General features: G+C 76.1%; 3 protein-coding genes. All 3 read left to right on the forward strand.

The genetic code is table 11. The annotated features are described in order from the left end of the window. The first annotated feature begins 76 nt into the window (after positions 1-76). From OHA86_RS01105 to OHA86_RS01115, 3 genes are read left to right on the forward strand one after another with little or no spacing between them, the layout of a single operon-like run. On the forward strand, positions 77-3,571 hold the full coding sequence (locus tag OHA86_RS01105) for a non-ribosomal peptide synthetase (RefSeq protein WP_329171602.1): 3,495 nt from the start codon (positions 77-79) through the stop codon (positions 3,569-3,571). Beyond that, positions 3,568-6,873, forward strand: a complete 3,306-nt coding sequence (locus OHA86_RS01110; RefSeq protein ID WP_329171604.1) for a non-ribosomal peptide synthetase — start codon at positions 3,568-3,570, stop codon at positions 6,871-6,873. The genes OHA86_RS01105 and OHA86_RS01110 overlap by 4 nt, the downstream gene beginning before the upstream one ends. Next, complete coding sequence (locus tag OHA86_RS01115) at positions 6,870-12,956, forward strand: polyketide synthase (RefSeq protein ID WP_329171606.1); 6,087 nt, start codon at positions 6,870-6,872, stop codon at positions 12,954-12,956. The genes OHA86_RS01110 and OHA86_RS01115 overlap by 4 nt, the downstream gene beginning before the upstream one ends.

Consider the following 12,956-nt stretch of genomic DNA (forward strand, 5'->3'; position numbering starts at 1 on the left):
GCGGGCCCGCCCTTCACCGTCCCGCGTCACGCACGGCACCCCCATCCCGCTCTCGAACGAAAACCGGGAGATCCCCATGACCGACGCCCCTTCGCAGTCCTACGGCGCCGAGCGGTCCGCGACCGGTGAGGACGGCCTGTCCGCCGCCGAGCGGCGGTTACCCGCACAGCAGCCGTCCGCCGCACCCGGGCCGCAGGCCGCCGCCCGTCCGGAGGACGCACGACCCGTACAGGCCAGTGGCGCGCAGCGCCGGATGTGGATCCACGCGCAGCTGCACCCCGGCACCGCCGCCTACAACCTCGGCCGGGCCGTCCGGCTGTCCGGCAGGCTGGACCGGACGGCCCTGGACTCGGCCCTGGCCGCACTCGTCGGCAGGCACGACGCGTTGCGCACCACGTTCCTCGATGTGGACGGCTCCCTGCACCAGGTGGTGGCCGACCGCGTCGAACCGCCGCTGCTACCGGCCGACTCGCGCGGGGACCGGTCCGGTGAGGCGGAGTGGATGGCCGGCCTGGACGGCGCGCCCTTCGATCTGGCAGCCGGCCCGCTGGTCCGCTTCGGGCTGCTGCGCCACAGCGACGACGAGCACCTGCTGATGGTCGTCGCGCACCACGCGGTGGTGGACGAGACCTCGCTCGGCATCGTCCTTGACGAGGTCTACGCGCTGTACGAGGAGTTCAGCACCGGGCGGCCCAGTACGCTGCCGCAGCCGCCCGCGCCCTACCAGGACTTCGCGCGCCGGCGCGAGACCCGTGCGGCGGAGCCGCACTACGCCGAGCACCTGGCCTTCTGGCGCCGCACGCTGGGTGAGGGGCCGCCGCGGCTGGACCTGCCCACCGACCGGCCCCGGCCGGCCGTCCCCGGGGCCGGCGCCGTCTCCCACCGCTTCACCCTCGACCCGGCCGCCTGGGAAGGGCTCCGCACGCTGGCGCGGCAGCACGGGGCGACGACGTACATGGCCGCGGTGACCGCGCTGACGGTCCTGCTGCACCGCTACACCGGGCAGCGGGACATCACGGTGGGCTCCCCCGTGCAGGGCAGGTCGCACCCCGGGCTGGAGAAGGCCGTGGGCTGCTTCGCCGACACCGTGGTGCTGCGCACCGCCGTGGAAGGGACGCTGTCCTTCGGCGGCCTGCTCGACCGGGTCCGCGACACCTGCCGCGACGCGTTCGCCCACCAGGAGGTGCCGCTGGACGCCGTCGCCTCCGAGCTGCGCTGGGACCGTTCGACGAGCGCGGGCCCGCTGCCGCAGGTACTGGCGGTGATGCAGGACCCGCCGCGGGAGGCCGCCTTCGCCGGGCTGCGGGCGGAGCCGGTCGAGCGGACGGCGGACCCGGCCCGCTTCGACCTGGTGCTCAGCTGCTGGGAGTCCGGCGGCACACTGCACGGCACCGTCACCGGGAACGCGGACCTCTACGAGGCGTCCACCGTGGCCCGCTGTGCGGGCCATCTGGTCAGGCTGCTGGAGTCGGTGGCGGCGACGGGCGAGGGGGCCTCCGTGGCCGGCCTGGAGATCGTGCCCGCTCAGGAGCGGGAGCTGCTGCTGCGCTGGGGCCGGCCGGCCGAGGGCGACGACCCGCTCGTCGAGCAAGACCTGGCGGCGCTGGTGCGTGCGGCCGGGCTGCGCGACCCCGGCGCGGTGGCCGTCGAGTGCGGAGCGGCCACCGTGACCTACGCCGGGCTCGAAGCGCGCGCCGAGGCGCTCGCCGGCCGCCTGCGGGAGCGGGGGGTCGGTCCTGGGACGCTGGTCGGTGTGCTGCTGGAGCGTTCCGTCGACCTGGTGGTGGCGCTGCTCGCGGTGCTCAAGGCGGGCGGCGCCTTCGTCCCGCTGGAGGTCTCGTGGCCGGCCGCGCGGGTGCAGGACATCGCCGCGGGCTGCGGCCTGCGGCTCGTGCTGGGCGGGCCGCAGGCCGAACAGCTGCTGGCGGGCAGCGGCGTGCAGGTCCTGCACCCCGGCGCGCCGGAGGGCGCCGCGGAGCGGGACGCGGCGGACCGCACGGACACGGGCGAAGCCGCGGACACGGACACGGACACGGACATGGAACGCCTGGCGTACGTCATCCACACCTCGGGATCGACCGGTACGCCCAAGGGAGTGATGATCCGTCAGCAGGCCATCTGTAACCGGATGCTCTGGCAGATCCGCAAGCTGGGCCTGACCGCCGACGACGCCGTGCTGCACAAGGCGCCGCTGGGCTTCGACATATCGGTCAACGAGATCTTCCTGCCGCTGGTGGCCGGCGCGCGGCTGGTGGTGGCCGAACCCGGCGACGACGGTGACATCGCCCGGCTGCTGACCACCGTCGAGCAGCACCGCGTCACGTTCCTCTACATCGTCGCCTCGATGCTGGACGTCCTGCTCGAACGGCCGGAGGCGGCGGCCCGCATCCGGTCGCTGCGGCACGTGTGGTGCGGCGGCGAGGCGCTGACCGGGGAGCTCTACGCCCGCTTCCGGCAGGCGTCCGGCGCCCGGATGTACCACGGCTACGGTCCCGCCGAGACGACCATCGGCGTCAGCTGCCGGGTCTTCGAGCCGGACGAGCACCCCGAGCGCATCTCGATCGGGCGGCCCAACCCGAACGCCCGGCTGTACGTGCTCGACCCGGCGCTGCGCCCGGTGCCGGTAGGGGTGTGCGGCGAACTGCACGTCGGCGGGCTGCCGCTGGCGCAGGGCTACCTCAACGACCCGGCGCGCACAGCGGCGTCCTTCATCGCCGACCCGTACGCCGACGACCCGGACGGGCGGATGTACAGGACCGGCGACCTGGCGCGCTTCCGTGCCGACGGGGAGATCGAGTTCCTGGGACGGCTCGACGACCAGGTGAAGATCCGCGGCTTCCGGGTCGAGCCGGGCGAGATCGCCGCGGTGCTGGCCCGGCACCCGCGGGTGCGCCAGGCGTCGGTCCTGGCCAGGGCCGCGGCGGGCGGCGGCCACGAGCTGATCGCCTTCTGCTCGGTCGCCGACGGGCAGGACGCGGACCCGTCGCGGACCGGCGGCGACGCCCTGCGCGGCTGGCTGGGCGGGCGGCTGCCCGCGCACGCGGTGCCGCGGGCCGTGGTGGTCCTGGCGGACCTGCCGCTGACGACCGCGGGGAAGGTCGACCGCAAGGCGCTGGCCGCGCTGCCGCTGCCGCCGGCCGGCGCGGAGGGCGGCTACACCGCTCCCGCCTCCGGCACCCAGGACGAGGTGGCCAGGATCTGGGCGGAGGTCCTGGCGGCCGACAAGGTCGGGGCGCACGACAACTTCTTCGACCTCGGCGGCCATTCGCTGCTGGTGATCCGGATGCAGACGCTGATCGAGCAGCGGCTCGGCCGCAAGGTGCCGCTGCTGGCGCTGTTCGGCAACACGACCGTGGCCCGGCTCGCGGACTACCTGGAGTCGGCCGACGGCTCGGAGTCCGGCGCGGACCTCGCGCCGGAGGAGGCCGACTCGCGTGCCCGGGCGCGGGCGCTGCGCGGCCGGGAGGCCCTGTCGCTGCGCAGGTCGCGCCGGGGCGGCGCGGCCAGGCCGCCGGGCGCGCAGGGGACAGCGGACGCACGGCACGCGTCGGACGAGGAGAGCGCACGATGAACGCCGCACCCGGCGCCGCCGAGCGGCGCTTCCCGCTGACGGACACCCAGCAGGCCTACCTGGTCGGCCGCGGTGACCTCTATCCGCTGGGCAATGTCAGCACCCACGCCTATCTCGAACTCGAAGGACCGCTGGACGTGGACCGGTTCGTCCGCGCCTGGCGGCTGCTGGTGGACCGGCACGGCATGCTGCGCACGGTCGTCGACCCGGACCGGCACGAGCAGCGGGAGCTGCCGGAGGTCCCCGACCCGCCGATCGAGGTCGCCGACCTGCGCGGCCGGGGCGCCGGGGAGGTCCGCGCCGCGCTCGCCGCGCTGCGCGAGCGGCTCTCGCACGAGGTGCGCCCCGCCGACCGCTGGCCGCTCTTCTCCGTCGCGGTCTGCCTGCTCGGCGAGGGGGTGTGCCGGGTGCACATCGGCTTCGACGGACTGACCGTCGACTGGGCCAGCTGGCATGTGATGTACCGCGACCTGTCCGCGCTCTACGAGGACCCGGACGCCGAACTGCCCGCGCTGCACGGCGGATTCGAGGGGTACCTGCGGCAGTCCGCCGCGGCGGCCGATCCGGCGGAGCTGCGCGAGGCGGAGGACTTCTGGGACGGGCGCCTGCGCGATCTGCCGGACGCCCCGGCGCTGCCGCTGCGCACCGACCCCGCCACCGTGCTCCGCCCGCGCTTCGTCCGCCGCGAGGCCGTACTCGACCGCGACACGTGGTCCCGGCTGCGGCAGCGCGCGGCGGCGGCCGGCCTGACGCCGACCGGTGTCGTGCTGGCGGCGTACGCGGAGGTGGTCGCCCGCTGGAGCGCCACCGACCGCTTCACCCTGAACGTGCCCAGCATGAACCGGGAGTCCCGGGTGCCGGGGGCGGCCGACCTGGTCGGCGAGTTCGCCTCCTTCACCCTGGTCGAGGCCGACCACAGCGGGCGCGGCATCTTCACCGAGCGCGCCAGGGGCCTGCAACGCCGGCTGCTGGAGAGCCTGGAGCACAGGGAGCTGGGCGGCGTGCAGCTGCTGCGCCGGCTGACCCGGGCCCGCGGCGGCGAGCAGGCCCGCATGCCGGTCGTGCTCACCAGCACCCTCGCCCTGAGCGAGGCCCGGCCGCACGCGCTGGAGCGGGCCCTGACCCAGGTGTACGGCATCACACAGACTCCCCAGGTGCACCTGGACGCGCAGGTGGAGGAGCGGCGCGGCACCCTGGCCTGCAACTGGGACGCGGTGGAGGAGCTCTTCCCGCCCGGTGTGCTGGACGCGATGTTCGGCGCGTGGACCGCGCTCCTGACGCGTCTCGCGGACGATCCCGCGGTCTGGGAGCTGGACGACCTCGGCCTGCTGCCGCCGGAGCAGGCGGCACGCCGGCTGCGGGCGCAGGGCGCGCGGCGGCCGGTGCCGCACGAGCTGGTGCAGGACGCGTTCCTGCGGCAGGCGGCGCGGCAGCCGCAGGCGCCCGCGCTGGTGAGCGCGTCCGGGACGCTGAGCTACGGCGGCCTGCTCGCGCGGGCCACCGGGCTGGCCCGGCGGCTGGGCGGCGAGCCGGGGGTGGCCCCGGGCGCGCTGGTCGGCCTGCTGTTCGACAAGAGCGAGGAGCAGGTGGTCGCGGCGCTCGCGGCACTCCTGGCGGGCTGTGCCTATGTGCCGCTGGACCCCGAGTCGCCGCCCGGCCGGCTCCGGCTGCTGCTGGCGGCCGCCGGTCCGGCGGCCGTGCTCACCCACGCCCCGCTGGCCGGCGCGGTGCCGGCCGGCCCGTGGCCGGTGCTGCGCGCGGACGGCCCCGCGGACCTGGACGCCGACGGCGACGGGCTCCTGCCGCCGCCGCGCGACCCCTCCGACCTGGCCTACGTCCTGTTCACCTCCGGGACGACCGGCACCCCGAAAGGGGTGATGATCGAGCACCGGGGGGTGGTGAACTGCCTGCGGGAGACCGTCGAGCACTTCGGGATCGGCCCCGGCGACCGGTGCCTGGGGGTGACCGCGCTCCACCACGACATGTCGCTGTTCGACATCTTCGGGGTGCTGGGCGCGGGAGGGACGCTGGTCCTTCCCGACGCGGCCCGCAGGACCGACCCCGCGCACTGGGTGGAGCTGATGGCCCGCCACCGGGTGACCGTGTGGAATTCGGTGCCGGCCATGATGGAGATGCTGCTCGGCCGGCTCACCGACACCGCGACGCCGCTGGACGGCGCCCCCGGCGATCTGCGGCTGGCCTTCCTCGGCGGCGACTGGATCCCGCTGCCGACCGCCCGGGAGCTGCCGCGGCGCTTCCCCGGGGCCCGGCTGGTCTCGGTCGGCGGCCCGACCGAGACCACCCTGTGGAACATCTGGTATCCCGTCGAGGACATCGACCCGGGCTGGACGTCCGTCCCCTACGGCACCCCGATCGCCAACACCCGCTACCACGTGCTGGACCGGGCGCTGCGCGACCGGCCCGAGGGTGTCGCGGGGGAGCTGTACTGCTCGGGACCGGGGGTGGCCCGCGGCTACCTCGGCAGCCCGCAGGCCACCGCCGCCGCCTTCGTCACCCACCCGCGGACCGGGGAGCGGCTCTACCGCAGCGGCGATCTCGGGCGCTACCGCCCCGACGGGGTGATCGAGTTCGTGGGCCGCAGCGACGGCCAGGTGCAGATCGCCGGGCGCCGCGTGGAGCCGGCGGAGGTGGAGGCGGCGCTGGCCGCGCATCCCGCGGTCGCCGGTGCCGCCGTGGTGCCGGTGCGGCGCGACGGCCTGGCCGGGCACCGGGGGCTGGCGGCGTTCGTCGTGCCGGTCCACGGCCTGCCGGAGCCCGGGGCCGATGAGCTGCGCACCCACCTCGGCACGCTGCTGCCCGCCCACCTCCTGCCGGGCGGCATCACGCTGTGCGCGGACCTGCCGCTGACCCGCAACGGGAAGGTGGACCGGGAGTCCCTGGCGCGTACGGCGGCGAGCGCGCGGGCGGCCGGACCCGCCGAGGACGAGGGGGCGGCCGGCGACCCGCTGGTCGAACTGCTCTCCAGGACCTGGGCCTCCGCGCTCGGCCTGCCCCGGGTGGGACCGCGCGACAACTTCTTCTCCCTGGGCGGCGACTCGCTGGTCGGTGCCCGCATGCTGGCCCGGCTGCGCGAGACCTTCCCCGACGAGGAGCTGTCGCCGCGCGCCCTGATGGCCACCTCCGACGTGGTCGGGATGGCGCGGGCGCTGACCGAGGAGGAGTCGGAGCCGGGCCGGATGGCGCAGATCGCCGCGGTGCACCTGTACGTGGCCGACCTCAGCCCCGAGCAGCTCGACGCCGAACTGGCCGCCGGACAGGTCCCGCCGGGGGTGGCGTCATGAGCGGCGAGCCGACGCTGGAGGAGCGCAGGCGGGAACTGCTGCGGCGTACGCTGGCCGGCCAGGGTCTGGCCGGCGCTGCGCCGGCGCCCGAGGCGGCACGGGGTCCCCGGCTGCCCGCGCCGCTGTCCTCGGCGCAGCGCCGGATGTGGTTCCTGCACCGGCTGGCGCCCGACGATCCCGCCTACCACCTCACCATCGGGGTGCGGCTGGCCGGGGAACTGGACGGGCCGCGGCTGGGGGCGGCGTTCGAGAGCGTGAGCCGCCGCCACGAGGTGCTGCGGACCCTTTACCGGGGAAGCACGCCGGACGAGGCGGTGCAGGTCGCCGCCCCCGCCGGGGCCGCCGTCCCGTTCGAGATCCGCGAACTGCCCGGCGGGGGCGGTGACGGGAGCCCGGACGCGGTGGTGCGCGCCTGGTCCGACGTGCCGTTCGACCTCGCCCGCGACCTGCCGCTGCGTCTGCTGCTGCTGCGCGCGGGGCCGCGGGAGCACCTGCTGTTCCTGACGATCCACCACATCGCCTGCGACGACCTGTCGTGGGAGATCCTGCTGGGCGAGGTGTCCGCGGCCTACCGCGGTTCGCCGCGGGGCGGTCCCGCGCCCCGGCAGTACGCGGACTTCGCCCGGTGGGAGGCCGAGGAGCTGCGCGGCCCCCGCTTCGAGGACTCGCGCGCCCACTGGCGGCGGCTGCTGGCCGGACCCGGCGGACCCGTACGCCTGCCCGCCGACCAGCCGCGCCCCGCCCGGGCGCCCCGGCACGGGGTCAGGCGCCGGGCCGCGGTGTCCCGCGAGGCCGCCGAGGGCGTACGGGCGCTGGCGCGCGCCGGCCGCGCCTCGCCGTACATGGCGCTGCTGGCGGCTGCCGCCCTGCTGCTGCGCCGGCACGGTGCGACCGGCCGGATACCCTTCGGCACTCCCGTGGTGCGGCGCCCCCGGCCCGAGTTCGAGCCGCTGATCGGCAACTTCGGCAACGTGATGGTGCTTCCGGTGGACGTGGGTCCGGCCGGCGCCGAGCCCGCTTTCCCCGGGCTGCTGGCCCGGGTCCGTGATCTGTGCGCCGAGGCGTACGCCCATCAGCACGTGCCGTTCGAGACCGTCGTGGAGGACACGCGGCCCGACCGGGGCGGCGGCGGTCCCCGGCTGTTCGACGTGATGTTCTCCCACCGCTCCAGCCTGCTCGGCGGCCTGGACCTGCCGGGGGTCGACTGCGTCGAACACCCGCTGGACCCCGGGACCTCCCGCTTCGACCTCGTGCTCGACGTGGCCGACGACGCGGACGCGATGACCGTCTCGGTCACCGCGAGGACGGACATGTTCACCGCCTCCACCACCCAGCGACTGGCCGACCGGTTCGCCGCGCTGATCGAGGAGCTGGCGGCCGGCGCCGCGCCCCCCGCGGACTCCGGAACCGCGGCCGGCTCCGTGGCCCCCGCACGACTCCCGCAACCGAACGGCGACGGCCCCCCGCCGCGGCCGCGCCAGGAAGGGACACCCGCCATGTCCGAGCCCACCGCCCCCGCCGCCGCCGTACCCGATCCGGGACCGGACTACGACCCGGAACTCGACATCGCCATCGTCGGCATGGCCGGGCGCTTCCCCGGGTCGTCCACCCTCGACGACTTCTGGGCCGCCCTCGCGGCCGGCCGGGAGGGCACCACGCGCTTCACCGACGAGGAGTTCGTCGCGGCCGGCAACGACCCGCGCGAGCTGGCCGATCCCGGACTGGTGAAGGTCGAGGCCGCGGTGGAGGGCATCGACCTGTTCGACGCGGACTTCTTCGGCTTCCGGCCCACCGAGGCCGAACTGCTCGATCCGCAGCAGCGGTTGTTCCTCGAATGCGCCTACCACGCGCTCCAGCAGGCCGGTTGTGCCCCGCGCGACTACCCCGGCCTGGTCGGGGTCTACGCGGGCGCCGGCCAGAGCCGCTACTTCCTGGAGCAGGTGTATCCGCATATCGCCGACGCCCCGCACTCGATGGCGCAACTGCCCGCCCTCTCGGCCAACTCCCCCAGCTCCTTCGCCACCCGGGTCTGCTACGCGCTGGGGCTGACCGGCCCCGGCATCAGCGTCGCCACCGCCTGCTCCACCTCGCTGGTGGCCCTGCACCTGGCGTGCCGCGACCTGCTGGACCACAGCTGCGACGTCGCGCTGACCGGGGGCGCCTCGCTCAACCCGTCGCCCAGGACGGGCTACCACCACATGCCCGACGGCCCGCTCTCCCCCGACGGGCGCTGCCGCTCCTTCGACGCCGCCGCCGACGGGATGTTCCCCGGTGACGGCGTGGGCGTCCTGGTGCTGAAGCGGCTGGCGGACGCGCTGGCCGACGGCGACACGGTCCGGGCCGTGATCAAGGGGTCCGCGATCAACAACGACGGCGACCGCAAGGCCGGCTACACCGCGCCCAGCGCGGCCGGCCAGACCGAGGTCATCCTCGCCGCGCACGCCGCGGCCGGGGTGGCGGCGAGCACGATCTCCTACGTGGAGGCGCACGGCACGGGCACCCCGGTGGGCGATCCGATCGAACTCCAGGCCCTGCTCGACGCGTTCGCCGCCGATCCGCGGACCGCCGACCGCCCGGGCCGGTGCACCATCGGCTCGGTCAAGACCAACATCGGGCACCTCGACGCCGCCGCCGGTGTGGCCGGGGTGATCAAGACGGTGCTCGCGCTGGAGCACGAGGCCATACCGCCCAGCCTGCACTTCGAACGCCCCAACCCGCTGATCCCGCTCGACGGCAGCCCCTTCCGCGTCGCCGCCGGCCTCACCCCGTGGCCGCGCGTCCCCGGCGAACCGCGCCGCGCCGGGGTCAGCTCCTTCGGCATCGGCGGCACCAACGCGCACGCGGTCCTCCAGGAGGCCCCGGCCCGGGCGGCGATCGGGGCGGCGCCCTGCTCCCCCGGCTCCAGCGCCGGTGCCGAGCCGCGCCACCACCTGGTGACGCTGTCCGCCAAGTCGCCGCAGGCGCTGGCCGACTCGGCTGCCGCGCTCGCCGACCACCTGGAGCAGCGGCCCTGGCTGGACCTGCGGGACGTGGCCCACACCCTGCGCTCGGGACGCGAGGAGTTCGCGTACCGGCGCGCCGTCGCCGCGGCCGACACCGGCTCGGCCGTGCGCGCGCTGCGGGACAGCGCGGGCACCGCCGGGCACGCCGAGGACACCCGGCCCGTCGCCCTGCTGTTCCCGGGCGGCGGCACCCAGTTCGCGGGCATGGGCACCGGGCTGTACGGCTCGGAGCCGGTCTTCCGCGCGGAGATGGACCGCTGCGCCGCCGTCATGGCACGGCACGGCCGGGACCTGCGAGCCGACATCGCCCGCGACGGCGGCGGCTTCCCCGGCGTCGTCGCCACCGGCTACGCGGTCGCCCGCCAACTGGAGGCGTACGGCGTACGGCCGGCCGCGCTGCTCGGCCACAGCCTCGGCGAATACACCGCGGCCTGCCTGGCCGGGGTCATCTCGCTCGACGACGTCCTGCCGCTGGTCGCCGAGCGCGAACGGCTGATGCTGCTGGCCGGCGGCGCGAGCGTCGGCGTGCCGCTCGGCGAGGAGCAGGCGCGCGGCCGGCTGACCGGCGGGCTGGGGATCGCGGCGGTCAACGGCCCGCAGCACTGCACGGTGTCCGGCCCGGTGGACGAGATCGAGGAGCTGGAGCGCCGGCTGACCGCCGAGGGCGTGGACCACTCGCGCCTGCAACTGGCCACCGCCGTCCACTCCTCGGTCCTGGAGACGATGCTCCCGCAGTACGCCGGTGCCCTGGGCCGGGTGGCCCTGCACGCGCCGCGGACGCCGCTGATCTCCAACCTCACCGGCACGCCGCTCACCCCCGAGCAGGCCACCGACCCCGGGTACTGGCTCCGGCACACCCGGGAGACGGTCCGGTTCGCCGACGGCCTCACCGCCCTGCACGACGCGCGCCGCCCGGTCCTGGTCGAGGTCGGCCCCGGCCGCGGCCTGACCCGGCTGGCCGGCTTCCAGCTCGGCCAGGACGCCACCGCCGTCGCCGCGACGCGGCACCCGAGGGACGGTTACGGCGATGCCGAGGCGCTGGTGGCCGCGCTCGGCGCGGTGTGGACGGCCGGCGGCACGATCGGCCGCCACGCGCCCTACGACGAGCGCCCGCGGCGCCGGCTGCCACTGCCCGGCTACGCCTTCCAGCGCCGCCGCTTCTGGGTGAACGCGCCCCGGCGCGCCGCCGGGCCGGGGACCTACCTGGTCCCTGACGGCCTGCGGGACCCGGCCTTCGGCCGCGCCCTCGAACTGGCCGCGGCCGGCAGCCGGCTGCTGGTCACCGACCCCGGCGGCGAGCCGTCGGCGGCCCGCCCCGCCGCCGCCTCGCACGTCGACCCGGTGCGCGAGGCGGCCCTGCTCCGCGAGGACGACGAGCTGCTGCGCGGCAGCATCCCGGTGCGGCACGCCCCCGCCGACCTCCAGCGCGACCTCGACGCGCTCAGCGCGCGGCACATCCTGCGGTTCCTGCACGACGCGGGCGTCCCCACCGCGGACGGCAGCGACGCCACCGCCGACTCCATCGCCGCTTTCCTCGGTGTGGTGCCCGGCTACCGGCCGTTCCTGGACGCGATGCTGAACGTGCTCGCCGAGGACGGCCACGTGGCCGGCGACGCGGGCGCGGGGCCGACCTTCCGCGCGCGGCCCGGCGAACCCCGCGACCTGGGCGCGGAACCCGGGATCGACGCGCTGGAGGCGGCCGTACTGGCACGGCATCCCGAGCGCGCCGACGAGCTGGACCTGCTGCGGCACTGCGCCGCCAGCTATCCGCAGGTCTTCAGCGGCGCGGTGGAGGGCCACCAGGTGCTGCTGCCCGACGGCTCCGCCGACATCATGCAGGAGGTGGTGGACCAGCAGGTGGGCACCAGCGACGTGGCCGTGCACACCCGGCTCGTCGCACAGGCCGTCGCCCGGCTCGCCCGGCAGGCCGAGGGCGGGCGGCTGCGGGTGCTGGAGATCGGCGCCGGACGCGGCTACCTGACCTGGGACGTGGTGGACGCGCTCAAGGGCGTCCCCGGCGTCGAATACCACTTCACCGACCTCGGCAGGTCCTTCGTGCTGGCCGGCCAGCGGACCGCGGCGGACAAGGACGTCGACTTCATGCGGTTCGGCGTGCTCGACATCTCCGCGGACCCCGGACCGCAGGGCTTCCCGCCCGGCGGCTTCGACGTGGTGCTCGCCTTCAACGTACTGCACGCCACGCCCGACCTGCGCGCCACCGTGGCCCATGTCCGCTCGCTGCTCGGCGACGGAGGACAGCTGTTCCTGCTGGAGGCCGCCAAGCAGCGGCGGCCCTCGCTGATGACCGCCGGCCTCTACGCCGGCTGGTGGTATTTCGCCGACGACCTGCGCAAGCACTCCCCGCTGCTGCCGCCGCAGGAGTGGCACGCGCTGCTCGGCGCCTCGGGGTACGACCAGGTCCGGGTGTATCCCGAGGGCGGCGAGCGGCTGCGCGAGGCCGACCACGCCCTGCTGACCGCCCGCCGGGCGGCCCCGGAGGGCACGGCGGGACACAGCGCGCGCATCCGGCAGCTGGAGGCGGCCGGGGCGAGCGTGGAGGTCCTGTCCCGGGAGAACGCGGGCGCCCTGGCCGGCGCGCTGGGCGCGCTGGGCGGCGGCGACGGTCCGCTCGTCCTCAAGGTCGTCGACGCCCCCGCCCCGCCGCGCGGCCCGCGGGCCGACCGGGCCGCGGAGCCGGAAACCGGCGGCGGCGGCGGGCTGTACGGGGGCGGCTCGGCCTTCAACGTGCGGCCGGCCCTGGCCACCCCGTACGCCGAGCCGCGCAGCGACCTGGAGCGGACGGTGGCCCGCGCCTGGGCGACCGTCCTCGGCATCGACCGGGTCGGGGCGCACGACGACTTCTTCGACCTGGGCGGCGAGTCGCTGCTGGCCATGCAGCTGATCACCCGGCTCCGGGAGGAGCTGGGCGTGCCGCTGTCGGTGCGCGCCTTCTTCGACGCGGGCACCCCCACCGTCGCGGTGCTGGCGGGCCTGATCGAGCAGTCCCGCGGTTCCGGCCCCGCGACCGCCGTCATCACCCGGAGCGCACGCCGGGCCGCCACGCCTGTCGCGGAGGACTGA

It is taken from the genome of Streptomyces sp. NBC_01477 (assembly GCF_036227245.1).
In the GTDB taxonomy this organism is placed as follows: domain Bacteria; phylum Actinomycetota; class Actinomycetes; order Streptomycetales; family Streptomycetaceae; genus Actinacidiphila.